23 protein-coding genes and 1 tRNA gene are annotated in these 25620 nt (G+C 61.6%); 18 read left to right on the top strand and 6 right to left on the bottom strand.

Going from position 1 to position 25620, the window contains the following annotated elements; genetic code table 11:
* Positions 1-258: 258 nt before the first annotated feature.
* Positions 259-795: a hypothetical protein gene (locus UC34_RS00190; RefSeq protein ID WP_044453192.1), complete on the top strand. Its 537-nt coding sequence runs from the start codon at positions 259-261 to the stop codon at positions 793-795.
* A gap of 107 nt (positions 796-902) precedes the next feature.
* On the opposite strand, the gene UC34_RS00195 is transcribed toward UC34_RS00190, so the two are convergent.
* A tRNA-Leu gene (locus UC34_RS00195) sits at positions 903-987 on the bottom strand.
* A 39-nt stretch (positions 988-1026) separates the two neighbouring features.
* Positions 1027-2913 carry a methyl-accepting chemotaxis protein gene (locus UC34_RS00200; RefSeq protein WP_044453193.1) on the bottom strand — a complete coding sequence of 629 codons (1887 nt, stop codon included), beginning with the start codon at positions 2911-2913 and terminating at the stop codon, positions 1027-1029.
* 459 nt (positions 2914-3372) lie between these two features.
* On the opposite strand from UC34_RS00200, the gene UC34_RS00205 reads away from it, so the two are divergent.
* The 5 genes from UC34_RS00205 to UC34_RS00230 all read left to right on the top strand — a co-directional run bounded on the left by UC34_RS00205 (position 3373) and on the right by UC34_RS00230 (position 10257).
* Entirely contained in the window at positions 3373-3897 is a 525-nt protein-coding gene (locus UC34_RS00205; RefSeq protein ID WP_044453194.1) for a hypothetical protein, read from the top strand.
* Between the two features lie 598 nt (positions 3898-4495).
* Positions 4496-5713, top strand: coding sequence for a hypothetical protein (locus UC34_RS00215; protein ID WP_157122938.1), 1218 nt, complete (start codon positions 4496-4498; stop codon positions 5711-5713).
* A gap of 255 nt (positions 5714-5968) precedes the next feature.
* Entirely contained in the window at positions 5969-7597 is a 1629-nt protein-coding gene (locus UC34_RS00220; protein WP_157122940.1) for a hypothetical protein, read from the top strand.
* Positions 7598-7741: 144 nt separating this feature from the next.
* A complete protein-coding gene (locus UC34_RS00225; RefSeq protein WP_044453198.1) occupies positions 7742-9367 on the top strand; it encodes a hypothetical protein in 1626 nt (541 codons plus the stop codon).
* A gap of 314 nt (positions 9368-9681) precedes the next feature.
* The gene (locus tag UC34_RS00230; protein WP_044453199.1) at positions 9682-10257 is read left to right on the top strand and encodes a hypothetical protein; all 576 of its coding nucleotides are present in this window, start codon (positions 9682-9684) and stop codon (positions 10255-10257) included.
* 47 nt (positions 10258-10304) lie between these two features.
* Here the strand turns inward: UC34_RS00230 and UC34_RS00235 are convergent, their stop codons facing one another.
* The gene (locus tag UC34_RS00235) at positions 10305-10961 is read right to left on the bottom strand and encodes an ABC transporter ATP-binding protein (RefSeq protein ID WP_335645752.1); all 657 of its coding nucleotides are present in this window, start codon (positions 10959-10961) and stop codon (positions 10305-10307) included.
* Positions 10958-11227: a metal/formaldehyde-sensitive transcriptional repressor gene (locus UC34_RS00240; RefSeq protein ID WP_044453200.1), complete on the bottom strand. Its 270-nt coding sequence runs from the start codon at positions 11225-11227 to the stop codon at positions 10958-10960. Before UC34_RS00240 ends, UC34_RS00235 begins: the two co-directional genes overlap by 4 nt.
* Before the next feature lie 109 nt (positions 11228-11336).
* Here UC34_RS00240 and UC34_RS00245 point away from each other — a divergent pair, with 109 nt between their 5' ends.
* From UC34_RS00245 to UC34_RS00265, 5 genes are all read left to right on the top strand, one after another.
* Positions 11337-12197, top strand: coding sequence for a nickel/cobalt efflux transporter (locus UC34_RS00245; RefSeq protein WP_044453201.1), 861 nt, complete (start codon positions 11337-11339; stop codon positions 12195-12197).
* Positions 12198-12497: 300 nt separating this feature from the next.
* Complete coding sequence (locus UC34_RS00250) at positions 12498-13085, top strand: isochorismatase family protein (RefSeq protein ID WP_218919573.1); 588 nt, start codon at positions 12498-12500, stop codon at positions 13083-13085.
* A 69-nt stretch (positions 13086-13154) separates the two neighbouring features.
* The gene (locus UC34_RS00255; protein WP_237165370.1) at positions 13155-14045 is read left to right on the top strand and encodes a LysR family transcriptional regulator; all 891 of its coding nucleotides are present in this window, start codon (positions 13155-13157) and stop codon (positions 14043-14045) included.
* Between the two features lie 94 nt (positions 14046-14139).
* The gene (locus UC34_RS00260) at positions 14140-15000 is read left to right on the top strand and encodes a class I SAM-dependent methyltransferase (RefSeq protein ID WP_044453203.1); all 861 of its coding nucleotides are present in this window, start codon (positions 14140-14142) and stop codon (positions 14998-15000) included.
* A 155-nt stretch (positions 15001-15155) separates the two neighbouring features.
* Positions 15156-15728, top strand: a complete 573-nt coding sequence (locus UC34_RS00265; protein ID WP_044453204.1) for a DUF1993 domain-containing protein — start codon at positions 15156-15158, stop codon at positions 15726-15728.
* Positions 15729-15768: 40 nt separating this feature from the next.
* Here the strand turns inward: UC34_RS00265 and UC34_RS00270 are convergent, their stop codons facing one another.
* Positions 15769-16650, bottom strand: a complete 882-nt coding sequence (locus UC34_RS00270) for a LysR substrate-binding domain-containing protein (RefSeq protein ID WP_044453205.1) — start codon at positions 16648-16650, stop codon at positions 15769-15771.
* A 221-nt stretch (positions 16651-16871) separates the two neighbouring features.
* Between UC34_RS00270 and UC34_RS00275 the strand changes: the two genes are divergently transcribed.
* From UC34_RS00275 to metC, 7 genes are all read left to right on the top strand, one after another.
* The gene (locus UC34_RS00275) at positions 16872-17696 is read left to right on the top strand and encodes a transporter substrate-binding domain-containing protein (protein ID WP_044453206.1); all 825 of its coding nucleotides are present in this window, start codon (positions 16872-16874) and stop codon (positions 17694-17696) included.
* Between the two features lie 15 nt (positions 17697-17711).
* Positions 17712-18404 carry an amino acid ABC transporter permease gene (locus UC34_RS00280; RefSeq protein ID WP_044453207.1) on the top strand — a complete coding sequence of 231 codons (693 nt, stop codon included), beginning with the start codon at positions 17712-17714 and terminating at the stop codon, positions 18402-18404.
* A gap of 2 nt (positions 18405-18406) precedes the next feature.
* Positions 18407-19099 (top strand): amino acid ABC transporter permease, encoded by a 693-nt coding sequence (locus UC34_RS00285; protein ID WP_044453208.1) that lies wholly within the window; start codon positions 18407-18409, stop codon positions 19097-19099.
* 28 nt (positions 19100-19127) lie between these two features.
* Positions 19128-19895, top strand: a complete 768-nt coding sequence (locus tag UC34_RS00290) for an amino acid ABC transporter ATP-binding protein (protein WP_044457551.1) — start codon at positions 19128-19130, stop codon at positions 19893-19895.
* A 134-nt stretch (positions 19896-20029) separates the two neighbouring features.
* Positions 20030-20626 (top strand): cysteine dioxygenase family protein, encoded by a 597-nt coding sequence (locus UC34_RS00295; RefSeq protein ID WP_044453209.1) that lies wholly within the window; start codon positions 20030-20032, stop codon positions 20624-20626.
* 217 nt (positions 20627-20843) lie between these two features.
* Positions 20844-22445, top strand: coding sequence for a rhodanese-like domain-containing protein (locus UC34_RS00300; RefSeq protein WP_044453210.1), 1602 nt, complete (start codon positions 20844-20846; stop codon positions 22443-22445).
* 168 nt (positions 22446-22613) lie between these two features.
* The gene (metC, locus tag UC34_RS00305) at positions 22614-23813 is read left to right on the top strand and encodes a cystathionine beta-lyase (protein WP_044453211.1); all 1200 of its coding nucleotides are present in this window, start codon (positions 22614-22616) and stop codon (positions 23811-23813) included.
* Between the two features lie 225 nt (positions 23814-24038).
* On the opposite strand, the gene blaPNC is transcribed toward metC, so the two are convergent.
* Positions 24039-25274: a PNC family class C beta-lactamase gene (blaPNC, locus tag UC34_RS00310; RefSeq protein WP_052810837.1), complete on the bottom strand. Its 1236-nt coding sequence runs from the start codon at positions 25272-25274 to the stop codon at positions 24039-24041.
* Positions 25275-25620: the final 346 nt, after the last annotated feature.

Genomic DNA, 25620 nt, shown 5'->3' on the forward strand with positions numbered 1-25620 from the left:
GCCATGAGGGAGTGCCCCCGCATGCGCCCGGAATCCAAAGGCCGCAGGTCTGTATCGCAAAGAAGGGCGTGAAATGGGTGACAGCATGGGGCTTCCATCGCGAATACGCGGAATACGTGGAATACGTGCTATCGCCGCTCCGCCACGCCAGCACGTCCAGCGCATCGAACGGATCGAATGCATCGAATGCATCGAATGCGGCGCGCGGGAAATGAGGGGCGGTGGATCGTGTCCTTCGTTGTTACGGAGACTGCTTGCATGTTGTTGTCTTCCATCCCGGAACTCAGTCTCGTCGTGCCCTCGGATATGGACGAGGCGTCTCGCGCCAGCGCGACGCCCGACATCGCGCAAGATCTCGCGGGCGTCGTCAACTTCACTGAACCGCTCGGTCCCCTGCCTTTCCCGCCAGTGCCGCCGGATCCGGACACGGCTTTTCGATTCCAGTCGGACTTTCTTGGCCTGAGCGAAGACTTGTCCGCCGACATCGTGATGCACTGGGCGAGGGCCGTGCAGCGCGGCGGCGGCACGCCGCAATGGCGGGCCTTTGTCGCGCAATGGCAGCAGACGATGCCCGGCCAGCATAAGCGCTACGCGCTGTTCCGGCTGCTGATTCATCGCTTCGGGCAACTCGATCCGCGCTTGCGGCTTCCCGCGCTGGCTTGCTTTCTGGCGGACGGACCGCAGGGGCATGCCGCCGTGCAGCGCCACTGGCAGCGGATCGGGCTGGGCAAATTCGCGCGTGGACAGTGGCCGACGGTGCAGCGAATGCTGCGGGAGGCGGGATTGCTGCGGTGAGACGGCGACGGGGCCGGCGGAAGGGGGCGGGGCGAAGCCTTTGCGCTGGGGAAAAACGAAAAACGAAAAAGGCAGAAGACCTTTCGATCTTCTGCCTTCTGAAACCTTGGTGCCGACGGCGAGACTCGAACTCGCACAGCTTTCGCCACTACCCCCTCAAGATAGCGTGTCTACCAATTTCACCACGTCGGCTTTGTCCCGCAAGGGAGCGCGATTGTAACGGGAAAATTATCAGGCGGCAAGCCGTTGCGAGCCGCCGACCACCGTCAGCGCGGGCGTGTGCGGGCTCCCGAAGCCGTGCGCGCCGGCGTGATGGCCTTCCCGAAGGCGGAAGCGCGCCACCGTCTCCGCCAGCATGCGAGCCTGCTCGCTGAGCATCGCCGATGCCGCCGCCGACTCTTCCACCAGTGCCGCGTTTTGTTGCGTCGCCTGATCCATTTCCGACACTGACCGGTCGATCTGGCTGATGCCCGCGCTTTGCTCGGTCATCGCGCCGTGAATCTCGCTCACCAGACGTTGTACACGCGCGATGCCGTCCACGATCTCGTTCATTGTCGTGCCCGCCGCCTGCACGCGCTCCGTGCCGCTTTTCACGTTTTGGACTGACGTCTCGATCAGCGCCTTGATTTCCTGTGCCGCCGCCGCGCTGCGTTGCGCCAGCGTTCGGACTTCACCGGCGACCACGGCGAAGCCGCGTCCCTGCTCGCCGGCCCGCGCGGCTTCGACCGCAGCGTTGAGCGCGAGGATGTTCGTCTGGAAGGCGATGCCGTCGATCACGCTGATGATCTCCGTAATGCGTTCCGACGATTGCGTGATGGCGGCCATCGTCCCGACCGCATCGGTGACGACTTGACCGCCACGTGCAGCCGCCGCGCTGGCGTCGTTGGCCAGGCGTGTCGCATGCTCGGCGGTGTCGGCCGTTTGCCTGACGCTCGATGTCAGCTCGGTGAGGGCCGACGACGTCTCCTGCAACGACCCGGCGGATGCCTCCGTGCGCTGCGACAGGTCGCGGTTGCCCATCTCGATCTCGCTCGTGGCGGAGGTCATCGACGACACGCCCGTGCGTACGTCGAGCATCACCGTGCTGATCTTGTCGACGAACGCGTTGAAGGACTTCGAGATCTGCGCCACTTCGTCGTGGCCGGTGACGTCCAGACGCTGCGTCATGTCGCCGTCGCCCGAGCCGATGGTGTCCATGGCGTCGCGCACGATCGACAGGCGCTTGAAGGCGCGGGAGGTGAAGATGGAGGCGATCAGCAGCGCCGCGAGCGTGAGCACGACCAGGGTCACGATGGTGGCTGTCAGCACGTGCGTGAGGCCCGAGGTGGCTTCCGCACGGTCGAGTGCGACGACCAGATACCAGTCTGTACCCGGAATGCGCTTGGCCTTGAGCAGCTTGAGGGCGCCGGACAGTTCCATCGATACCGGTGCGGCGCCGTCGGCGGCCATGCCAGCCAGCGAGTCGGCCGTGAGCGTCGGCGAGACATCGGTGGAGGGCTTGAGCGAATACTTGCTGTCCGGGTGAGCGATCACCTGCCCGTCGCTGGCGACCACGAGCGCGAGGCTCGACGGCGTGGGATGCACGGCCTTGATGATGTCCTGCACCCCGGTGAGCGCCACCGCGCCGCTGATGGCCCCGATCGTCTGGCCGTCGCGCACGAGCGGTGCGGTGAAGGCGACGTAGGGAATGCCCGTCGACGAGTCGCCGTAGGGTTTCGTGACCGTCAGCTTGCCGGCCGCCACTGCGCTCTTGTACCAGGGGCGGGCGGTCGGGTCGTAGTCCGCCGGGGTAGGCGCAGTGGAAAAGAAGGTCTTGTCCGACCAGCCGATGCTGGTGATCGGGAAGTCGTTGGTCTTGCCCATGAGCTTCACAAGCCCACCCGGGTCGCCTTTCTCGACGACTTGCGACGTCGCCACGACGGCCTGCGCCTTGTCGGCGGACCAGCGCTCGACGGTGCCTGCATTACCGGTGGCCACGGCCGAGAGCGTGTGCTCGATGCTTGACATCATGCTGTCGCGCACGATCACGTAGGTCGTAACGCCTGAGAGGATCAGCGCGCCCACGACCGTCAGGCAGGTGATGAGCAGAATCCGGGTTCGCAACGAAGTGACTTTCATGGGCTTTCATCGGTAGGCCCGCGAGCGAGCCGTGGATTGGGGGGGTAGCTGCTCGGGCGGGACCGCCGATGCCGTCGCAGCAAAACATTGATGCCATTACGTCCATACTCTCTGCGCTTACGGCGCAATGCGGCGTTAACTTTAATGAGCGCAGATCAATGCCCGTGCCTAGGGCCTCAACGGCGGCGCTTCATGGGGTTCGATGGCCGTTGAGCATCGATTTTGGCCCGCGAGACGTGCACTCACCTGGGGCCGCCTCTCCCTCCATCGGTGACCCATCAGACAAAAGGCGACTCGGAATCGGGATTTATCGGTCGTGATGCGGGACGCAAGACCTGGTGGCGCGATTGGGAACCGACGCTACCGGCCGCCGGATCGCAAAGCGGGTGGTTCGTATCTGAAAGAGGGGCGCGATCGGGGTGACATGATGAAATCCCCAACCAATGAAGGAGTTCCATCATGGAGTCGTCATCGATCAACCTCAGCGGCCGCGGTTCGCCGGTTCAGCTTCCCGACAGTGACCGTCCACCGGCCGAAATGCCTCAGGGTTTCGCTGCGGACGTGGCAGGCCTTTCGCAGACGGCGAGCACAGAAACATTTGCGCAGCGCAGCGCGGCAGCTCCCGGTCAGGCGCTGCGCACGGCGAATGCGCCGTCTTCGGCGTTTCCCTTCGAGGCGTTCTACGAGCTCTGGAAGAAAATCGTCGCGGTAGGCGGAGGGGACGAGCGACAGATAGAGGAGCTTGAGCATTTCGGGCCGAGTCCGGAAGACATCAAGGAGATCCTGCACAACATCGACATCATCGATAGGGCGGACCGGCAGACTGCCTTAAGCGTCATCGTCGAGATCGCGCCACCCTCCAACAGGTGCACGGCAGTCCTGTACGAGCTCTCCTTCGATAGTGCGTGGCTCGGGAAGTTTGACGAAGCGCAACGAACGACAGCCATATCCCTCTTGCAGTCTGTCAGACCGCCCACTCAATGAACGCTTCTCGCGTCTTTACCGCCCTTCACACCGCTTGAGCGGACGGGGGCTACGACGGGCGCGTTTCATTGTTCGGCGTCGGTTCGTACCAAAGCGCAGAATATTGAACGCGCGACAGACGGCGCGCCATTCGGAAGTCGGCGCGCCCCGCAATGCCGGACCGGTCGCACCCGGCGCGCCAAATATTTCCGCTGCTGCTCCAATCGCGTGCGGCACAACTTCTCGACGTTCCGGCCCGCGGCCCACGTCCATCTCCCCGGGAGCGGCATTCCACGCCCCGATAATCCCTCGTCGCCGAACCTCGCATCTTCATGCCGAGATGTCTCCTGTGGCCTTGCAACCAACGTTGCAGTGAGTCAGTTCAAAAGGGAGGAGGGGCATGGGCACACCCTTATTCGCTGCCCGGGCGAACGTCACAAGCCGGGTTGAAGCTTCACGCGTGCGCACAGCCCGGCGCCAAAAAACAAAAGTGAACCGTTCCATGCGTGCCACTGTGAAATGGCCGCCGGCCTAACGGTATTGGGTCATCAACGTTGCGGTCATCGGCATCGCAGGTCCGAGCCCTCGGACCGCCCTCTCATCGTTGAGGAGTTGACTCATGGAAAACCGGATTTCTTCCAACCTCCCACCGGGAGCGATCACCGCGCAGACCGCCGCCCCGAGGACCGAATCGCGAAATGCGCAGGCAGCAGCGCCAATGCCCGCTGAACTGACGAACGTTGGGCATCGTCCCGCCATGTCGATGGCGAATGCGCCGGCCATTGCGAAACCCGTTGACGACATTACGGAGCTCCGCCGGTTGGCTTCGGCTCGCGTGGATCGCGAGTTCAACGACTTATGGCGGGCTGTAGAAGAGGGATACCGACGCGAACACGACGCCTGGACACCTGAATCCTTTTATTCGTTGTCGGAGTCCGAAAAACGGCTAGTGGTCAAGCGCGCAGTTGACGAGGTGTTCAAGGAAAACGCTAGCAGAATCGACGGATATTTCAATCGCCTCACTGCCAACGCCGACGTAAAAGGTCACCTGAAAAAAACAATTTCGCAGGAAACCCGCGATGCCGCCTATGCGTTGTTCCAAAACCTTGACAGGTACTACGACAAGCGTACGCATCTCATGGCGAGAATAAAGAAATATGAAATGGTGTATAGCGAAAACAGCTGGCACGTCGCCCATGCAAAAGACGATATGTGGAACGCGGTCCGCAAAGCCGTTTACGAGGCGCAAATCATCTCGGTGCCGGAGTCATTCGAGAAATTAACGGAAGTCGAAAAGAAGGATCTCGTGAAATTGACAGTGGACTGGGTGTTCAGCCCGGTCAATGACGATACGGCTGCGTGGTTCGAAAGATTCACGGCGGACAAGACCATTCAGCCTTATCTGACGAATACCGTGCCCTACGAAACGTACCGAGAAGTGACGAAAACGGGAAGCCTGGCGCACATTAGAGATCTGATCGACACGTATGGCATGCGTGAGGAAGACACGAAAAATACCATTGAAACCGCGAAAGCCGAGATATGGAATGTCGTTCGACACGGCGTTGCCGAGCGAATGGACGCCACCGGCCCGGAGTCGTTCATGTATCTGACCGAGGACGCCAAACGAAAAGTCGCAAAGTTGACCATTGATTGGGCGCTAAATCCAATCAATCAGGAAACGGAGCTTTGGTTCTACGAGGTGGTGGGGAAAGCGTTCTTTAGAAATTATCTGAAGAATACGGTGCCGAAGACAACTTATGAAGCGATCATAAAGTGCGGAGGACTCGGGCGCGTGAAAGATACGATTTTGGATTACGACATGTTGCAAGGTTGAGATTGGCGATTGCTTCCGCGCAAGGGCCAAGAATGCGTCAGGCCTTTCCCCAGTCAATGACTTCCCCAATCTCCCAACCGTGACCGGCTCGCTTCACGGCCCCAAAGCGGCCGGTCAGAAAGCAAAAATGTACCGCGAGATCAGTGCCAATCTGAAATTCCCATCAGACAGAGGACAGGCATCGCGGACGTCTCTACCGCACGTCACACCAGTCGAATTTCCCTTCGAATACTCAGATTATTCAGGAGCAGAATCATGTACAGCCCCTCAAGTACGACCGGGTCCGCCGGCGGCGCTACGAATATCCCTGCAAGGCTGGAACCGGAAGACGCCAGTCCAAAAAACAGTCCCCCTAAAACGGCGGAAATGGCCGCCGAGCTAAACACTATTGGGCACAGCTCGGTACCGTCACTGGCAGGCCTGCGGATCGGACAGGACGCGATAGTACCGACGACCGCATATCTTCGTTCGGCACCAGTTCGTGCCGAAATGGAGGACATTCGGCGCGCGACCGAAACCATGAAGCAGGCGGTTCGCGAGGGGGTTCATAACAGGAAGGACGTTGTCGCACCGCAGTGGTTTATGGAGCTCTCTGAAGATGCAAAGCGGAAGGTTGCAAAACAGGTTGTCGACTGGGTGTTTAGTCCAGTCAATAGCGAAACTGAACGTTGGTTCAACAGATTTACTGCGGATAAATATATTCAGAAATACTTAACAAACACCGTTTCCGAAACAACGTACGAGCAGGTTAGCCGGCTGCATTGTCTGGGGCACGTCAGAGACAGAATCAAAAATTACGGCATGCTGGAAGGGCAAGACAACAACGTCCGTCCGCCGGTTGACAGGTTGAATCGCGCGGAAAGGATCGAGAATGCAAAAGCGGAGATGTGGGACGCGGTTCGCAAGGGGTTCTATGACCATAAAGGCGTCGCGGTGCCAGCGTCGTTCCTGGCGCTAAATGAAGATGATAGGCAAGAGGTTGTCGAATTAACGGTGTCATGGGTGTTCTCGCCCGTCAACAGAGAGACGCATCGATGGTTCGAGTGTCTTGTTGCAGGGGCGAGTCTCCGGCCATATCTGGAAAATACCGTTCCACAAGAAACCTACGACGAAGTCGAGCGAATCGGCCTAAATTTCGTCCGGCAAAAGATAAAAGAGTACGGTATGTTGATACCCGCAGTGGAGGCGCAGAAGCGAGTCGAAATCGGGGCAAACGATTTGTGGAATGCGGTGCTGGATGGCGTTGAGAACGGGTACGACGCAAAAACACCCAAGTCGTTCGCGTGCCTCTCTGACGCGAACCGACGTGAGGTCGTGCAACGTGCAGTTGCCAGGCTTCTTCCTATTGCATGGACGAAGTTTGAAAACCATTTCAATCGCCTCACTGCAAATAGCGATGTAAAGCCATTCTTGAAAGGGACATTGTCTCAGAGCGATGCAGACGGAATCCTGCTCAAGATGCAAAAGGCTGGCGGTGACGCGCGTTCCCATGTCATGTCTCGAATCAAGCAGTACAGGATGATCGCCTATCGCTCCGACGATCCCGTGCAGCAAGCCAAATATGACCTATGGGAAGCCGTTCTCGACGGCGTATCCAATAGTCGCGTCGCCACTACGCCGGCGTCGTTCACTAGTCTTTCATTATCGAAAGATAAACAAGCTGTCGTCAATGAAGCGGCAAGCCGCCTTAAGCCGCTGCAGGGTTGGCAAATCCCGTCGCATTTCAATTGTCTTACTGAGAACGCGGATGTGAAGCCTTACCTCAAGGGATCGATGTCGAAGGCCCAATATGACGAAATCGAAAGAAAACTGAGGTTCTTTACGAACATCCAAATCTGGCGTGACATCACAACCAAAATGGAGAAGTACCAGATGGCTGGTTAACGCCCTGATGTGGCCTTCGCTCGGAACGCATCCGGCGGTACCCGGAGCGCCTAAGTCAACAACGATCGCCGGCCGGCTCGTCTTCGGGAATCCTGCAGGGCGGGCCGAGTCCTTCATCTATGCCGATTACTCAGGAGCAGAATCATGTACAGCATCCCAAGTACGACCGGGGCCGCCAGTGGCGCCACGAACATTCCTGCAAGGCTCGAACCGGACGATATTCAGAAAAGCAGTCCTCGTGAAACGACGGACATGGCCGCTGAACTCACCGCCATCGGACACAGCGCAGCGCCATCAATGGCGAGCTTGCAGATCGGACAGGATTCGATAGTGACGGCAGCCGCATATCTTCGTTCGGCTCCCGTTTCTACAGGAACGTACAACGTCGATGGCGCAACCGAAGCCATGAAGGAGGAGGTTCGCAAGGGCGTTCGCGACAAGCAGGACGTCGTCGCGCCGCAGTGGTTCAAAGAACTCTCCGAACACGCAAAGCGAGAAGTCGCACAACGGGTTGTGGACTGGGTGTTTGCACCGGTGAATAGTGAGACTGAGCGGTGGTTCAATCGGTTCACCGCAGACAACTATATTCGGCAGTACTTGAATGGCACTGTCTCCCGGGCAACGTACTACCAAGTTAGCCGGCTAAGTTGCCTGAGGCACGTCAAGGAAAGAATTGAAAATTACGGCATGTTGGAGGGAGGGGGCGACGGCACTCATCCACTGCCTGACAGATTGAGCCGCGCAGAAAGGATCGAGACGGCAAAAGCCGATATGTGGGATGCGGTTCGAAAGGCGTTCCGCGAGCTTCGAGGTGTTACGGTGCCGGCGTCGTTCCTGGCGTTAAACGAAAACGATAGGCGAGATGTCGTTCGACTCACGGTGTCCTGGGTGTTTTCGCCCGTCAATAGAGAGACGCATCGGTGGTTTGTCTGTCTTATCGCGGAAGAATGTCTCCGGCCATATCTGAAGCATACCGTTCCACAAGACACCTACGACGAAGTCGTGCGAGTCGGGTTGGGATTCGTCCGTGTGAAGATTGAAGAGTACCGTATGTTAGTGGAGGAAGGATGGTCGCACCCGCGAATTTCCCTTGCAGCAAGCGACTTGTGGCGTGCGGTGCTGGATGGTGTGGCGAACGGATACGATGCTAAAACGCCCGGATCGTTTGTGTGCCTGTCGAAGGAGGAAATGCACGACGTCGTTCGACTTGTGGTTGCCAAACTTCTCCCCGTCACATGGATGTCGTTTGAAAACCATTTCAATCGACTCACCGCGAACGAGGACGTAAAGCCATTTTTGAAAGGCACATTGTCTCAGAGTGACGTCGATGGAATTTCAGACAAGTTGAAAATGGCGGGCAGCGATGCGATGAGCCATGTCATGTCCCGAATAGAAACGTTGAGGATGGTAGCCTCTCGTTACGAAGATCCCGTGCAGAAAGCCACATGCGACTTGTGGGAGGCCGTGCTAAATGGGCTATCCGATGCCCATTACGCCACTACCCCTGCCTCGTTCAAGCGTTTGTCATCGTCGGAAGACATGCAAGCTGCGGTCAACGGTGCCGTTAGCAACCTCAATGACTTGCAGGTATGGGAGATCGAATCGCACTTCAATTGCCTTACCTCGAACGCAGATGTGAAGCCATTTCTGAAAGGGTCGATGACGAAGACACACTTTGACGCCATCGAAAGAAAACTGAGGTTCTTCACTAGCCCATCGGTCTGGCGTGCGGTCACGGGAAAAATGAAGACCTACCAGATGGACGGCTAACTGCGTTGTGCCCCTGGCTCGGAATCCATCGGGCAGTACCCGAAATTCCCATCGAGCAGAAAAGAGGCATCGCGGCCGTCTTTAGCGCATGTCACACCATTTGAATTTGCCTTTTCGGGGAGGGCATCGGTGTGTCCGAAGCGGCGGCCCTGGCGAACGTCACCAAGCCTTTCCTCAGTCAACCGTGCCTCCAACCTCCCAACCGTGACTGGATCGCTTCATGGCACCAAAGCGTCGCGTCAGAAAGCTAAAGTGTGCTGCGCTATCAGTGCCAATCTGGAACTCCGATCAACGGAAATTTAAGGAGTGCGATTATGGGATTGACCGAGAACATCACCGTGGCGACGTTTTCCCCGACGAACGTCGGGGGCGCTGACCCCTCTGCGGCCAATGCGCCTTTCTGCGCGTTGAGCAACGACCTCAAGGAAGTTGTCCAGAAACTGGCGGATTCGATGTCACCCTCAACGCAATTGCATATGCACATGCAGGTGTGCTTGCTCAGGACCAACGAACCGGCGCGGGTTGACGATCCGGCGCCGGTCGACGATCCGGAAAAAAAGGCGCGGATCGAGCACGCGAAGGAGGGCATGCGGCAGGCCATTCGCGACGGGTATCGAACGGGGGCTACCATGCAAACGCCCCCTTCATTCCTGGCGCTCGATGAAGACGGGCGGAAGGCGGTCGCCAAGCTGACCGTGGACTGGGTGCTCTGTCCCGTGAATGAAGCGACTGCGAAATGGTTTGATGCCTTCGTAGAAAACGAGGACGTTCAGCCTTACCTGAAGCACACCGTGCCGCAGTTCGTCATGGAAGAGGTCTGCAAGATCGAGTCTCTGAGCACCGTGCTCGACGGGTTGAAAAGCTACGATATGTTGATGCCGAAGCCTTGAGTGCCGTGCGCCGACCGCAGCGGGGCGTGCTTGCCCCGCTGCCGCCATCACCGAAGGTCGCCGCCCGCGAGTTCCGGGAACCCTACGGTCCTGGCCTGACATCCCTCGACAAGCGCATCGTCATGGGTGGAGAAGAAGACGCAACTCTCTTTACCAAGCGTGGTGAACAGGTCGATGAGCACCGCACGCGAGGGGCCATCGAGACCGCCGGTCGGCTCATCCGCAAGAATCACGCGCGGCGCGCCGAACAGAAGGGCCGTCAGATAGAACTTCCGGCGCGTGCCCGTCGACATCTGCTCAAAGCGCTTCTCGATGTGCGGCATCAGGCTGAAGCGATCGGCCAGAGCGAGGACATCTGCGCCGACTGTCGCCTCACGCGCCGCCGCACGTTGCGCCAGAAATTCGCGCCCCGTCTGCGAGGGCTGCGTCAGGCAATCGAACGGCACCACCGCCAGCGCAGCCTTCGCAGCGGCCGGGGCGCTCTGCAACGAATGCCCAGCGATCCACACCTTGCCGCCACCCGTATCGACAGTGCCCGCCAGCATGCCCAACAGCGTAGTTTTGCCGCCGCCGCCTTCATCGCGCAACGCGAAGCAGCCGGCACCGGCGCTGAAACACAAGTTCTCGAAAAGTGTGAAATCGTCGAAGCGTTGGGTCAGCCCTTCGAAGCGAAGCAGCGGTTCGTGGCGCATGACATCGGTCATTTCAGATAGGCCTTGATGACATGAAGCAGCGGCGCCAGTTCGGCTTCGCGATGCGCCTGATCGGGTTCGTTGATGACGTGATCGGCGAGGTGCCCTTCGATGACTGCGCCCATCAGACCATTGATCGCACCGCGAATGGCCGCGATCTGCTGAAGGATTTCCACGCAGTCGCCCTCCTGCGTCAACTGGCGCTCCAACGCCTGCGTCTGACCCTGAATGCGACGCACGCGTGCCAGCAACTTGTTCTTGTCCCGAATCGTGTGCACGGTCTGTCGCGCTCCTGTCTGTCACGAAATTAGATGAAAAAAATCCTAACACAAATATACTGAGGGGGAGTATATTGCGCGGACGACGTTTCCTCTTGAGCGCTGTGCCATGACCGAGTTCTCCACCCTCCTCCAGCAAGGCAATGCCTGGCTTTTCGTTCCGAGCGCGATCCTGCTTGGCGCGCTGCATGGCCTTGAACCGGGACACTCGAAGACGATGATGGCGGCGTTCATCGTGGCCATTCGCGGCACCGTCGGGCAGGCGGTGTTGCTCGGCTTGTCGGCGACGGCTTCGCATACGGCGGTTGTGTGGCTCGTGGCGATGGCAGGGTTGTACTTTGGGCGCAACTGGAATGCCGAGGCGACGGAATCGTACTTTCAGGTGGCGTCCGGCGTACTGATTCTTGCCGTTGCCGCATGGATGCTGTGGCGCACGTGGCGCGACAACGTCAGCGCGCAGGCGCACGATCATGCCGACCACGACCACGACCACGACCACGACCACGACCACGACCACGACCACGACCACGACCACGACGCCTCGGCGCCCGGCCGCGTCCACACGGGCTCACCCGTGCTGGGGCAAACCGGCGACTATCAGGACGCTCACGAACGTGCCCACGCCCGCGACATCGAACGACGCTTCTCCGGGCGCGAGGTCTCCACCGGCCAGATCGTGATGTTCGGTCTGACGGGAGGACTGGCGCCATGCCCGGCCTCGATCACCGTGCTGCTGCTATGCCTGCAACTCAAGCGCTTCGCACTCGGGGCGGGACTTGTCCTGTGCTTCAGCATTGGTTTGGCGATGACCATGGTGGCGTCCGGCGCGCTGGCGGCGCTCAGCGTGCGTCACGTGTCGCGGCGATGGCACGGCTTCGGCGAATTCGCGCGCAAGGCACCGTACTTCTCCGGCGGACTGATCGTACTCGTGGGTCTGTACGTGCTGTATCAGGGGCTGTCCCACATCTGAGGCACACGCGTCGTCCGCCGATTGCGATTCGTGCAGCCGGTGCACAAGTGCTGTGTCTGTCGGTGTCTGTTTCGCATGAGGACGCTTGCCTAGACTGGTCACCTCCACGACATCGATAGAGGACGACCCATGACGAAACTGCTGATCGACACGCTGAAACTCGCCACGCTTGGCTTGTCGCTGTGCGCTGCGGCGACGGGGACGGCCCGCGCCGCAACTGGCGCTACCACCGCTACCACCGCTACCACCGCGACTGAGCGAAGCGGCGGCGCACCCGCCGCCGCCCCGACGATCCGGGCCATGCTGGGCGCAACGCCCCTCGACAGTCTCGACCCGAAACGCACGGCGCTCGTCGTCATCGATTTCCAGAACGAATACTTCACGGGCCGCATGCCGATTCCGGATGGCGCGCTGGCGCTCGCCAACACGCAAAGGCTGCTTGCGCTGGCCGATCGCACCGGTATGCCCGTCTTCCAGATTCAGCACATTGCACCGGGTGGCGCCGCCGTCTTCGCGCTGGATGGCAAGACCGTCGACTTCGCACCCGGTGCGACGCCTCGCGCCCGCGACACGGTGCTACAGAAGACCTCGGTGAGCGTATTCGCCAGTACCGATCTCAACGCAAGGCTCAAGGCCGCGCGCGTCGATACGCTGCTGATCGCCGGTCTGATGACGCACGCCTGTGTCGCTGGCGCGGCACGCGACGCCGTGCCGTTGGGCTATCGCGTCGTGGTAGCATCGGACGCCTCGGCAACCCGCGACATCGTGCGCGCCGATGGCTCCCGCGTGGGTCACGCAGCTCTGCATCGCGCTGCCCTTGCGGAGATCGAAGACACCTTTGGCGACGTGATGACGACGGACCGGGTGCTTGCGCTGCCGCCGCGCTGACGAAAATCCCCGACCGCCGTTCCCCGTTTCCGCGTCTTTGCTGCACTCGACATGAATTCATTGCTCGCCATGCGCGTTTTCGTCGCTTTGGTCCAGGCCCGAAGTTTTTCCGGTGCCGGGCAAGCGTTGGGAATGTCGCATTCGAGCGTGTCGCGTCAGTTGACGCAGACGGAGGCCGCGCTGGGCGTCGCGCTGGTCAATCGCAGCACGCGTCGGTTTTCGCTGACCCACGCGGGGGAGCGCTACCACCGGCATTGCGTCGACATCCTCGCGCGCATCGACGCCATGGCCGACACGATCGCAGACGAGCGCGAGCATCCCGTCGGGCCGTTGCGCGTGAGTGTGCCGCTGGCCGTCGGCACGCTGGAGCTCTCGGCATGGTTGCCCGCCTTTCGCCTGCGTTATCCCGACATCGACCTGACACTGTCGTGCAGCGACCCATTCGTCGACCTGTTGACCGAGGGGGTCGACCTTGCGCTGCGCATCAGCAGCGCACCGTTGCCCGACAGCGGCTTGATGGCGAAACGGCTGACGGCATCGGACACGGTGCTGGTCGCCTCTCCCACCTACCTGTCGCAATACGGATTGCCGCGTACGCCGAACGATCTGGCGTCCCACCAATGTCTGCGCTTCGCGGGCGCAAGCAGCCCCGACACGTGGCGTCTCGCCGACTCGGACGGGGCTACGCATCATGTCGCGCTGGGCGGCGGGTTCACGACGGATGCCATTACCGCCCTCTACGCGGCGTCGCTCGCCGGCGCAGGCATTGCGGCGTTTACCGGGCACACCGTCCGGGCGGCGCTGGCCTACGGCACACTGGTGCGCGTGTTGCCGCAATACTCGCTCGGTCGCAGCCACTATTACGCGCTGTACCCGCGTACGCGCCATGTAAACGCCAGGGTGCGCGCGTTCATCGATTTCATGGCCGAACACTATCGCGAAGCGCAATCGATCGCATGAAGGGCGGCAGGCGCGATTGACCGGCGAAAATTCGGGCGTCATGTGAAAATTGCCAATCCGACGGCAACCTCCGTTCCGATTCGCGAGGCATCTCATGACCGATCCGAAAGACATTGCACCCGAGAGCACGGCGGCGCGCGTCGCGTTGTGGCGGGCATTGCATCTCGAAGTCGACGCCGAACCGCATGTGCTCACCGACGCCGTGGGACTGCGGCTGCTCGAACCGCCGGACGACTGGCGGGAGCGCGGTGACATGAACCCGGAATTCACACGTGTGTTTCGCGCCTCCATCGTCGCCCGCGCGCGTTACATCGAAGACCTCGTGGTGGCGCAATGCCGCAACGGCGTGCGCCAGTACGTGATCCTCGGCGCGGGACTCGACAGTTTCGTGCAGCGTCATCCCGAACTGGCCGGATCATTGACCGTTTTCGAAGTCGACCAGCCCGGTCCGCAGCGCTGGAAGCACGATCGTCTCATCGCCACCGGCTATGGCGTGCCCGACTGGCTTCGCTTCGTGCCGGTCGACTTCGAAGCCGCAGACGCATGGCGCAACGCGCTGCTCGCCGGGGGCTTCGATCCTCGGCAACCTGCCGTGATCGTCTCCACGGGCGTGAGCATGTATCTCACGCGCGAGGCGAATGCCGCGACGCTGCGTGAAGTGGCGTCGTTCGCGCCGGGATCGACGTTCGCCATGACGTTCCTGCTGCCGCTGGAGATGGCGGATGCCGACGTGCGTCCCGGATTGGAAATGGCGGCCAAAGGGGCTCGCGCGAGCGGCACGCCCTTCATCAGCTTCTTCACGCCGCAAGAGATGATGGATCTGGCCAGGGAGAACGGCTTTGCGCACGTGCAGCACGTGTCGGCAGCGACGTTGACGCAGCAATATTTTGCGAACCGGTCCGATGGACTGCGTCCCCCCGCCAATGCCGAGGAATTGCTGGTCGCCATGACGTAAGAGGTCACCGCCGGTGGCGCGCGAGTCGTCATATGCGTCGTGCATCCTGATAATCGCTGACTCACCCTGTTGTGCGAATGGCGCGATATCGCGATAAGCTGCCCCGGCGGTGCGGTTCGCCGCGCATATCCATAAAAGTCCACTGGAGGGACCGTATGACGCTGACCGAACTTCTCATTCCCACGTTCGTGCAAATGCTACGCGGCCAGTCGGCGTGGCTCGACAAGGCCGCGGCGTACGCCAAGACGCAGGGCAAGGACGCCGACACCCTGATGACGCTGCGACTCGCACCCGACATGTACCCGCTCGCCGCGCAGGCGCGCTTTGCCAGCTATCTGTCGATGGAGCCGGTGTATCGGTTGCGAGGCGAAGCGATCCCGGAATCGGCAAAGGCGATTCAACGTGAAGGATGGAACAGCGCACAGCGTCCCGGCACCTTCGCCCAGGCGAAGGCGTGCCTGGCCGATGCCATTGCCTTTCACGAAACGCTGCCCGGCAATGCGCTCGACGCTGGCGAGTACATCGACATCGCGCTGGAAATGCCCAATGGCGTGGTCTTCGACATGACCGGCGGGCAATACGCACGCGACTGGGCCCTGGCGCAGTTTTACTTCCACACCAACACCGCTTACAGCATTTTGCGTCACTACGGCGTCGAGCTGGGCAAGGCCGAGTACGTGGCGCACGCCGTCGCATACCTGCGTCCCGGGACGGCGCCGAAGGCATGACACATCGGCAGTCGGGCCGGTCGGTCGACCATCCGACGCATCACGTATCGCCCATGACGAAGGGCGGCCCGAAGCGCGTGGCGATGTGCTCGGTCGATTCGAACAACTCGCGCAACACCTGACTCGTGCAGGTGGGTTGAACGTAGAGATAGAAGGCCACGTCGGGCAAACGCGGCAGCCCGTCCGCCTCGGACAACACGCGCATGTTCGCGTCGAGCAGTTCGGTCGTGCGGGCCGTCACCCCGAGGCCTGCGCTGATCGCCGCCTTGATGCCGGTGAGCGTCGGCGAGATGAAGCTCGTGCGCCACGCGATGCCGGCGGCGTTGAGCCGCTCGATCGACAGACGCCGGAACAGGCTGAGTTCGTCCGCCATCACGAGCGGCACGGGCGCCGCCGCGTTGAAGATGAAGTCGTCCGCACAGATCCACACCATGGGCGAGGTGCGCAGCTTGATACCGGGGAAGCCTTCGTCGTAGCGCGTGGAGATCGCCAGATCGAGTTCGTTATCGCGCAGCGCGTCCATCAAATGGGGACTGCGTCCGACGATGATTTCCAATTGCAATTCCGCCGATAGTTTCGACAGCCGTCGCAACATGCTGGGCAGAATCGACTCCGCCACATCGTGCGGCGAGCCGATGCGCAACTTCTCCGCCGGCCCGCGCGTTTGCATCACCTGCACCGCCTGATCGTTGAGCGCGAGAATCTTGTTCGCATAGGCCACGAGACGCAAGCCGTCGGCCGTCATCGTCTTCTGTCGCCCCTGCTTTTCGAACAGCGCACACCCCATTTCCTGCTCAAGCCGCTGCATCTGCTGCGTGATGGCGGACTGCGTGCGGCCCACCCGCGCGGCAGCTGCCGCAAAGGTCTCATGCTGAGCAATCGCCATGAAAGTGCGCAACAGGTCGATATCGAGATTTCGCATGATCGTGGAAGTCGATACTTCAGAAACGCTAATGTTTTCGGGATAAAAATTAAATTGTTCTTGAGAATTTTGGTGGATAACCTGCCTGACACTCAAGCAATATTTATGTGACCAGGGGTGGCATCCGGCATCGACTGCTTCTGCGCTAATCGATTCGCGTCATTTAGCGCTCGCGTAACTCGACGCACCCTTCGGTCAACCCCCCAAGGAGACTCAGCATCATGTGGCAACGACATCTCGCCGCCGCGCTGTTCGCGACCCTCGGCATGACGGGCTTCGCGCACGCCGACCAGTTGGCTGACATCAAGGCGCGCGGCACGCTCGTTTGCGGAACGCAAAACGCCAGCGAGCCCTACGCGTTTCCCGACGCCGCCACGCGCAAGATCGTCGGGTTCGACGTTGACGTCTGCAATGCGCTCGCCAAAGGTCTTGGGGTGAAGCTCGAACACCGGGCGCTGTCGACCGACGCCCGCATCCCGGAACTCAAGACACGGCGCGTGGATGTGCTCGCCGCCGCCGTCGCCTGGATGCCTGCACGTGCCGCACAGGTCGACTTCAGCGATCAGTACTTCGTCGCCCCGATCCGCGTGCTGGTGCGCGCCGATTCGCCGGTACAGACGCTGGACCAGCTCGCGGGCAAGAAGATCGCCGCATCGGAAGGCTCCAGCTCGGCGGCCGTGTCGGTCACTCGCCTGCCCGACTCGAACCTGCTCACCTTCCACGACATCTCGTCCGCGTTCCTCGCTCTGCAACAGGGCAAGGTGGAAGGTCTCGTCGCAGGTCAGCTGATCCTCGCGCGTTTTGCCAACGAAGCGGCCGTCAAGGGCGGTCAGCAGTACCGTCTGCTCGCCAAACCGGTGTTCGAAGAGCGCTGGGGCGTGGTGATGAACAAGGGCGAGCCGGCATTGCGCGAGGCCGTGAACAAGATCCTCGTCGATTACGACAGGACGAACGGTCTGCAGGACAGTTTCGACAAGTGGCTCGGCAGCAAGTCGGTCTACAAGTTCACGCGCGACTACAAGGTCGAGCCGATCAAGGTGCAGTGAGCGAGACGTCGCGCAATGTTCGATCTCTCGTTTCTGCTCGAAGACGGTTACCTGAAGCTGTTTCGCGACGGGGTGCTCACCACGCTGCGCCTGTTCGTGGTCTCCGGGCTGCTGGCGATCGTGGTGGGCGTGGCCCTCACCACGCTGCGCGCCCTGCCGGTGAAGCTTTTCAAGGCCTTCGTGATCGTGGTGGTGGAGTATCACCGCAACGTGCCGGTGCTGGTACAGATCCTCGTGTGGTACTTCGGCGTGCCGCAACTGCTGCCGGCTGGTTTGCGTGACTGGATCAACGCGGGCAACAGCGAGTTCTTCTTCGCCACGGTGGCGCTCGCACTCAACGCGGGGGCCTTCATCTCGGAGGACATGCGCTCGGGCCTGCGCGCCATTCCCCACACGCAGCAGGAAGCGGCATGGTCCATTGGGCTGACCTACCTGCAATCGTTTCGCTACATCATCCTGCCCCAAGGCATTCGCGTGGCCTTGCCCGCCTTGCTCAACCAGGCGCTGCTGCTCTTCAAGAACAGTTCTCTGGCCATGGCGATCGGCGTGCACGAACTGCTGTATCGCACGCGCCAGATCGATAACCTGACGTTTCGTACGTTCGACGTATTTCTCGTGGCAACGATGCTCTACCTGATCGGCACGCTCGCATTGATGGCGCTCTCGGAGCACTTCGCCAGACGCCGCACGGCGCCCTCGGGAGTCTGACGATGTACGAGATTCTTCATGACTATCTCGCGTTGTTTCTCGTCGGCAGTTGGCCCAACGGACCGCTCGGCGGGGTCGCGATCACGCTGATTCTGTCGGCGCTCGGTCTGGTGATTTCGTTTCCGATCTCGGTGCTCATCGGGCTCGCGCAGGTCTCGCCGTGGCGTTGGATGCGACGTGTCGCTGGTATCTGGACACGGCTCGTGCGAGGCGTTCCGCTGCTGATGATCATCTTCTGGGCCTACTTCGCTGTGCCGCTGCTGGTCGGCGCCGAGGTGTCGGCCTTCGCGACGGCGGTGTGCGCGATCATCGTCTACGAGAGCGCCTTCCTGTCGCAGATCGTGCGTGCGGGTCTCGAGGGCTTGCCGCGCGGCCAGATGGAAGCGGCGCGCTCGAACGGGTTGTCGTGGCTGCAAAGCATGCGCTACGTGCAGTTGCCGCAGGCGCTCGCGAACATGCTGCCGTCCATCGTCAACCAGTTCGTGTCGATCATCAAGGCGACATCGCTCGCTTACGTGATCGGCGTGCCGGAACTGACGTACTCGGCCGCGCAGGTCAATACGATCACGCTGACCAAGCCGCTGCAAACGTTCCTCGTTCTCGCAGCATTCTATTTTGTGTTGTGTTTCGCCATCTCTCGCTTTGCCGGCTGGCTGGAGCGACGCATCGCCCGCCAGCGCGCGGGGGTGGCATGAGTTCAACAGGGAGAACGCGATCATGAGCATGCTCGCCTTCGAGAAGGTCGACAAGTTTTACGGCGAACACCATGTACTCAAGGGCATTGACGCCACTATCGAGCGTGGCGAGGTCGTCGTCGTGTGCGGACCGTCGGGATCGGGCAAGTCGACGCTGATTCGTAGCGTCACGCGGCTTGAAGCCATTCAGCGGGGACGGATTCTCTTTGAAGGCAAGGATGTCAATGCGCGCGACGTGAAGCTCAATGCGCTGCGCGCGCGCATTGGTTTCGTCTTCCAGAGCTTCAACCTTTTTCAGAATCTGTCCGTGCGCCAGAACCTGATACTTGGCCCGATAAAGGTGCTCGGCATGTCGCGCGACCAAGCCGTGGCGCAGGCCGAGTCGCTGCTCGCCAGAGTGGGCCTCGCGCACAAGATCGACGCCATGCCCGCGAACCTGTCTGGCGGGCAGCAGCAGCGCGTGGCCATTGCCCGCGCCCTTGCCATGAAGCCGCCGCTCATGTTGTTCGACGAACCGACGAGCGCGCTTGACCCGGAGATGGTGCAGGAGGTGTTGCAAGTCATGCGCTCCCTGGCCGACGACGGACTGACCATGATGATCGTGACGCACGAGATGGGATTCGCACGCGATGTGTCGAGCCGCGTCTGGTTCATGGATCAGGGGCAGTTGCTGGAAGACTCGCCGCCTTCGGCATTCTTCAGCCAGCCGAAACACGCCCGTGCGCAGCGCTTCCTGCAGGATGTGCTGCGACCGTCGCCCACGATCAGCGTGCCGCGTGACGCCGTGCTGGTCTGACGAGCGCGTCGTCGCGCCACGGACCGGATAATCGGAACCCATCAACCAACGACCGCGCGTAATGTCTGGCAACGGTTGGTAACGCCTGCCCCGCGCCCCTCGTAAAACAAAGTCCTACGGAGAAGACTCTCATCATGTCCACGTCCCCCATGACCGAACAGCGCCAGGTTGCCGTGCGCGACGCCATCGCCGCCATGAAAGCTGCACTGGCGCCGGCAGGCGAAACGCGCGCCGCGCTTGCCGCCGTGCTCGAACAGGTGAAATCGCTCGCGGCGCGCACCGCGCTGTGGAGCGAGACCGACTTTCCGCCGCCGTCGAACGACGAGTTGCAGGCTCGCTATCTCATTCACGAAGACGCGGACAAAACGTATGCGCTGTATCTGAACGTCATGCGCCCCGGCAAGAAGATCACGCCGCACAACCACACTACGTGGGCGTGTATCGCGGCGGTCGAGGGGGTCGAATACAACTACGTCTATCGTCGCACCGACGACGGCAAGACGCCCGGTGTGGGCACGCTCGAAGTGAGCGACACGGTCGTGGTCGACCCGGGGCACGGGATTGCGCTCGCGTCGGACGACATTCACGCGGTCGAGATCCAGGGCGAAGCGCCGATTCGTCACCTGCACATGTATGGCCGCGCGCTGGAGACGCTCACCGAGCGCATCACTTTCGATCTCGCCAAAGGCACGTATCAGGTGATGGATATCGGTGTGAAGACGCGCCGCTGATGCACCACTGATGCAGCACCGACCGACGCGAACTCCGCCGTCGGTCGAGCGCGATCCCCGATATTCCTGATGGCGCGGCACCCGTCGCGCCACCAGCGCCACCTATTTTCGCCACCGCATCACACCGCCCAATACAGGCGGTGCGGACTGACTCAACCCTACGCTTTGGCTTCGGCCGGGCGGAATCGACAACCGACATTACGTTACGACATCGGCTATGACATCGTTCACTCCTCATTTTGTGCCGCCTGCCAGACTCAAGGAATGGCTGCACGACGGCGCCGAGATCGCCGTGTTCGACGTGCGCGAGCACGGCCAGTACGGCGAGGCGCATCTCTTCTATGGCGTGACGTTGCCATACAGTCGGCTCGAACTCGATATCGTGCGCCTCGCGCCGCGTCCCAGTGCACGCGTGGTGGTGTACGACACCGACGAAAGCGTGGCGGTGTTGGCGGCGCAACGTCTGGCGGCGCTTGGATATACCGACGTCCATGTGCTCGAGGGCGGCGCCGATGCGTGGCGACAGGCGGGCTTCACATTGTTCGCCGGCGTGAACGTGCCGTCGAAGACGTTCGGTGAGCTCGTGGAGATGGCGTATCACACGCCGCGCGTAACGGCGCGTGCGCTCGCGGCCATGCGCGAGCGCGGCGACAACGTGGTGATTCTCGACGGCCGACCGGTGAGCGAATACCTCAAGATGACGATTCCGTCGTCCATCTGTTGCCCGAACGGGGAACTCGGCTACCGCATTCGTGACCTCGTGCCCGATACGACTACGCCCATCGTGGTCAATTGTGCGGGCCGCACCCGAAGCATCATCGGGGCACAGACGCTGATCAATCTCGGCATTCCCAATCCGGTCATGGCGTTGGAGAACGGTACGCAGGGCTGGTATCTGGAAGACCTGCCGCTCGAGCATGGCAGCACGCGTCGCTATCCCGACACGGTCACGCCGTCGAGCGTTGCATCGATGCGCGAGGCGAGCAGCGCGCTTGCCGAGCGTTTCGCCGTTCCCGAGGTGGACGCCGCGACGTTCGCACAATGGGCGAAGGATACGTCGCGAACGCTTTTCCTGTGCGACGTGCGCACGCCGGAGGAATTCGCTGCGGGCACCTTGCCGGGCGCGCAGCATACGCCGGGCGGTCAGTTGATTCAGGCGACGGATCAGTACGTGGGGGTACGGCATGCGCGCGTGGTGCTGTTCGACAACGACGGCGTGCGTGCGCCGATCGTGGCGAGCTGGCTGCGTCAACTCGGCCACGATGCCTACGTGTTGCACGATGGACTGGCGAGCGGTGCGTCGCTGGTCGAGCCGGTGCCGGGCGTTGCCGCGACGCTGCCCGAAGTCGATGTTGCAACGGTCGCAGCCGCGCTGGCAAACGGTGACATGGCGGTAATCGACCTGCGACCGAGCATGAGTTTCCGGCGCGGCCATGTGCCGGGCGCGCAATGGGCGATTCGTCCGCGTCCGACCCCTTTGCCTGCCGGACGCGATGTTGTGGTGATCGCCGACGAGCGTGGCGTGGCCGAGTTGTTCGTCGCGGACTGGCGACGCGAGCATGCGCAGGACTCACGGACGTTCTCGCTGCTCGCCAGTGGTTTCGGCGCGTGGTCGGCGGCGGGGCTGCCGGTCGAGGCGTCGCCCGAGTCTCCGCCGGACGCCGAATGCATCGACTACCTCTTTTTCGTGCACGACCGGCACGATGGCAACAAGGCCGCGGCGCGTCAGTATCTCGCATGGGAGACCGGCTTGCTCGCGCAGCTCGACGAGCAGGAGCGCGGCGCATTCCGTATTGGTGATGCCGCAGCCACGAAGTAAGCTGTGGAGACTCGCCTGATGCCGCTGTGGCAATCCAGGCGTTAGTGCTTTATCCGAAATCCGAGGTGCCGGAGTCGGCGCGTCGTGCGCGCGGAAATGCGCACGACGCCATTGTCCGAACTGCAAGCATTACCTGAATCGTCCGAATCGCCTTCACTACGCCAGACCATGTCCCGACAAGCCCCCCCTGCTCGCCCTTCCCGCCTCGCCACACGCCTCGTCAAAGGCGGCATGGATACCGCTGTCGTTGGCGGTCATGCCGTCAATCCGCCCGTGGTGCGCGCCTCCACCGTGCTGTTCGACTCCATGGACGCGATGAACGACGCGCGTCGCCGTCGTGGCACCGAGCGTATGTTCACTTACGGCGCGCGAGGTAACCCGACCGGCTTTGCGCTGGAAGATGTCGTGGCGGGGCTGGAGGGCGGATATCGCACGCGCCTGTTTCCGACGGGGCTGGCGGCGATCTCCATGGTGTTTCTCGCGTACGTGCGGCCGGGCGATCACGTGTTGATTGCGGACTGCGTGTATCAGCCGCTGCGTCATTTCGTGCAGACGTTTCTCAAGCCGTGGGGCGTGCACGTCACGTTCTTCCGCGCAGATGGCAGCGACGCCGCCGAGCACATGACGGCGCGCACCAAGCTGATCTACGTGGAAGCGCCCGGCTCACTCGTCTACGAGATGTGCGACATCCCGGCGCTCGCCGATCTGGCCCATCGCCACGGCGCGCTGCTGGTGGCCGACAACACGTGGGGATCGGGCGTGCAATGCCGCCCGCTGATGTTGGGCGCGGACATTTCCGTGATGGCGGCGACGAAGTATCTGAGTGGCCACTCCGACGTCATGATGGGGGCCGTCACGACCACACAGGAAGTCTGGCAGACGCTCTCGACGATGGCCGACGCACAGGGGGTCGCCGTGAGTCCGGACGACGCCTATCTCGTGCTGCGCGGCACACGTACGCTGGCCGCCCGTTTGCAGATGCATGAGCGTCATGCACTGGAAGTGGCGCATTGGCTGGACGGATTGCCGGATGTGGCGCGCGTGTTCTGTCTCGCGTTGCCGACGGATCCGGGACATGCGTTGTGGCAACGCGACTGTCTCGGCACGAACGGTCTGGTGTCGTTCGAGTTTGCGAACGCAACGCCGGCGCAGGCCGATCATTTCGTCGATTCGCTTACGCTGTTCGGCATTGGCGCATCGTGGGGCGGGTTCGAGAGTCTGGCGACGGTGTCGAACGTGGTCGGCACGCGCACGTGCGAGGACTGGTCGCATGCGGGGCCGATCGTGCGTCTGCATATCGGCCTGGAAGATCCACAGGACCTGATCGACGATCTGGCGGCGGCGTTCGGGAAGGTGTTCGGCGGTTGAGATTTCGCGCGGGATCGGCGTTCCGGCGTTCGGCATGAGTCGTGGGCGTGTCCGCGACGGCCGAGGGGCGCCGTACTGGTGCTGTCGTGTCGACGCGATGCGCTGGCTGTTCGTGGGACGGAGACGTAGTCGGGGCGAGGTCAGGTCAAGGTCAGGTCAAGGTCACGTCGAGAAAAGGCGGCATGCGAATCTGGCCGCATGCCGTTTTCGTCGGCTGTCCGGTGACTACTTCGTGGGCGTCGACGTCGGGGCCGGGGTGGCGCGCGCGCCGTCGAGCGTGGTCAGAATGAGATGCGCGGCGCGAATGCGTTCGTCCATCGCGTAGTTCTTGTTCGCGAGCAGCACGATGCCCATTTGCTTCGACGGTACGAAGGCGACGTAGGTGCCGAAGCCATTCGTCGAGCCGGTCTTGTTGACCCACGAGACGGGGGACGGCGCCATCGGCGGGGCGAATTCGCGAGCGGGCGTCGGTTCGTAAGCCATGTGCGACGAATTCCCTTCGAGCAGGGTGTCGACGGCGACCGGATATGGGTATTGCTCCCAGACAAGGTCTTGCGTCATCGGCGCGTCGAAGAAGTAGCTGGAGCGAGTGGCGTAGATCGCGTGACGCAGACGTCGGTCGTGCACTGTCTCACCGAGGTTTGCTCGCACGAAGCGCAGCAGGTCGCCTGCGGTCGTTTTCACGCCGTAGGCTTCCTGCTCGAACACGCCGGGGCTCACACGCACCGGCTTCCCGTCCTTATATCCCCATGCGTAGTTCGCCTGCTGATCCTCCGGCACACGCAGGTACGTGTGCGTGAGGTCGAGCGGCTTGAAGACGTGATCGCTCATGAGCGTGGCGAAGTCGCCGTGCATGGCGCGCGCGGTGAGCCAACCGAGTGCGCCGATGCTGACGTTGGAGTACGTTCGCACCGTGCCGGTGGGTTTCGCCGGTTTCCACGCTTTGAGGTATTGGGTGATCTCGTCGGTGTTTTCGACGTTGTCCGGCACCTGCAGCGGCATGCCGCCGGTGGTGTGCGTGGCGAGATTCAGCAGTTTCACATCACCGAACGGGGTGCCTGCGAATTCGGGGGCGATACGGCTTGTCTTGTCTGTCAGAGCGAGGGCGCCGGCGGCTTGCGCGTAGGCGGTGAGCGTGGCGGTGAACGTCTTGCTGACGGAACCGATTTCGAACAGCGTGTCGTTCGTCACCGGCTTGTTGGCAGCCTTATCGGCGAGGCCGTAATCGAAGAGATAGGACTGTCCGTCAAAGACGATCCCGACGGCCATGCCCGGGATCTCCTGACGCGCCATGAGCGGGCCGATGGTCTTGTCGACGAGCGATTTGATTTCGGCCTGTCGAGGATTCGTCTGATCCTGCGGGTTTGCCTCGGCGGCATAACTGCGTGCGCTGATAGCCATCCAGCCAATCGCGGCAGTGGCTGCGAGCGCAGCGACGAAGGTGAAGTAGGGCTTGTTCATCGACGGTCATCTCCGTATGAAGGCGCATCGGGCCGTTCATTCTGAACCCTTGCGAGCGATGCACGAAGCGTAAACCCAAAATTGATGGGAGGCGCAGCGGGGGGGCGTAACGGATGTAACTGGTGTAATCGATGCAACTTGGAGGCTTTTGTCTGGGCTTCGCCATACAACCGTCTGAACACGTCGCTGGCGTACGGTCAAAGCCCACATTTCCTTGCGTAACGCTACGCGAACGCATGCTTTGCGCTAAAACCCCAATATTTCGGGCTACAGACGCACCAATAAAAAAACCGCCCTGAAAGGGCGGCAACACGCTGAAAACAAACGGGGGGGGGTGCCCCTATGT

Origin of the sequence: Pandoraea vervacti (genome assembly GCF_000934605.2) — a bacterium.
GTDB lineage: Bacteria > Pseudomonadota > Gammaproteobacteria > Burkholderiales > Burkholderiaceae > Pandoraea > Pandoraea vervacti.

Coding starts and splice junctions, on each gene's coding strand:
- UC34_RS00190 (WP_044453192.1), top strand. CDS start 259: ATGTTGTTGTCTTCCATCCCGGAACTCAGTCTCGTCGTGCCCTCGGAT.
- UC34_RS00200 (WP_044453193.1), bottom strand. CDS start 2,913: ATGAAAGTCACTTCGTTGCGAACCCGGATTCTGCTCATCACCTGCCTG.
- UC34_RS00205 (WP_044453194.1), top strand. CDS start 3,373: ATGGAGTCGTCATCGATCAACCTCAGCGGCCGCGGTTCGCCGGTTCAG.
- UC34_RS00215 (WP_157122938.1), top strand. CDS start 4,496: ATGGAAAACCGGATTTCTTCCAACCTCCCACCGGGAGCGATCACCGCG.
- UC34_RS00220 (WP_157122940.1), top strand. CDS start 5,969: ATGTACAGCCCCTCAAGTACGACCGGGTCCGCCGGCGGCGCTACGAAT.
- UC34_RS00225 (WP_044453198.1), top strand. CDS start 7,742: ATGTACAGCATCCCAAGTACGACCGGGGCCGCCAGTGGCGCCACGAAC.
- UC34_RS00230 (WP_044453199.1), top strand. CDS start 9,682: ATGGGATTGACCGAGAACATCACCGTGGCGACGTTTTCCCCGACGAAC.
- UC34_RS00235 (WP_335645752.1), bottom strand. CDS start 10,961: ATGACCGATGTCATGCGCCACGAACCGCTGCTTCGCTTCGAAGGGCTG.
- UC34_RS00245 (WP_044453201.1), top strand. CDS start 11,337: ATGACCGAGTTCTCCACCCTCCTCCAGCAAGGCAATGCCTGGCTTTTC.
- UC34_RS00250 (WP_218919573.1), top strand. CDS start 12,498: ATGCTGGGCGCAACGCCCCTCGACAGTCTCGACCCGAAACGCACGGCG.
- UC34_RS00255 (WP_237165370.1), top strand. CDS start 13,155: ATGCGCGTTTTCGTCGCTTTGGTCCAGGCCCGAAGTTTTTCCGGTGCC.
- UC34_RS00260 (WP_044453203.1), top strand. CDS start 14,140: ATGACCGATCCGAAAGACATTGCACCCGAGAGCACGGCGGCGCGCGTC.
- UC34_RS00265 (WP_044453204.1), top strand. CDS start 15,156: ATGACGCTGACCGAACTTCTCATTCCCACGTTCGTGCAAATGCTACGC.
- UC34_RS00270 (WP_044453205.1), bottom strand. CDS start 16,650: ATGCGAAATCTCGATATCGACCTGTTGCGCACTTTCATGGCGATTGCT.
- UC34_RS00275 (WP_044453206.1), top strand. CDS start 16,872: ATGTGGCAACGACATCTCGCCGCCGCGCTGTTCGCGACCCTCGGCATG.
- UC34_RS00280 (WP_044453207.1), top strand. CDS start 17,712: ATGTTCGATCTCTCGTTTCTGCTCGAAGACGGTTACCTGAAGCTGTTT.
- UC34_RS00285 (WP_044453208.1), top strand. CDS start 18,407: ATGTACGAGATTCTTCATGACTATCTCGCGTTGTTTCTCGTCGGCAGT.
- UC34_RS00290 (WP_044457551.1), top strand. CDS start 19,128: ATGCTCGCCTTCGAGAAGGTCGACAAGTTTTACGGCGAACACCATGTA.
- UC34_RS00295 (WP_044453209.1), top strand. CDS start 20,030: ATGTCCACGTCCCCCATGACCGAACAGCGCCAGGTTGCCGTGCGCGAC.
- UC34_RS00300 (WP_044453210.1), top strand. CDS start 20,844: ATGACATCGTTCACTCCTCATTTTGTGCCGCCTGCCAGACTCAAGGAA.
- metC (WP_044453211.1), top strand. CDS start 22,614: ATGTCCCGACAAGCCCCCCCTGCTCGCCCTTCCCGCCTCGCCACACGC.
- blaPNC (WP_052810837.1), bottom strand. CDS start 25,274: ATGAACAAGCCCTACTTCACCTTCGTCGCTGCGCTCGCAGCCACTGCC.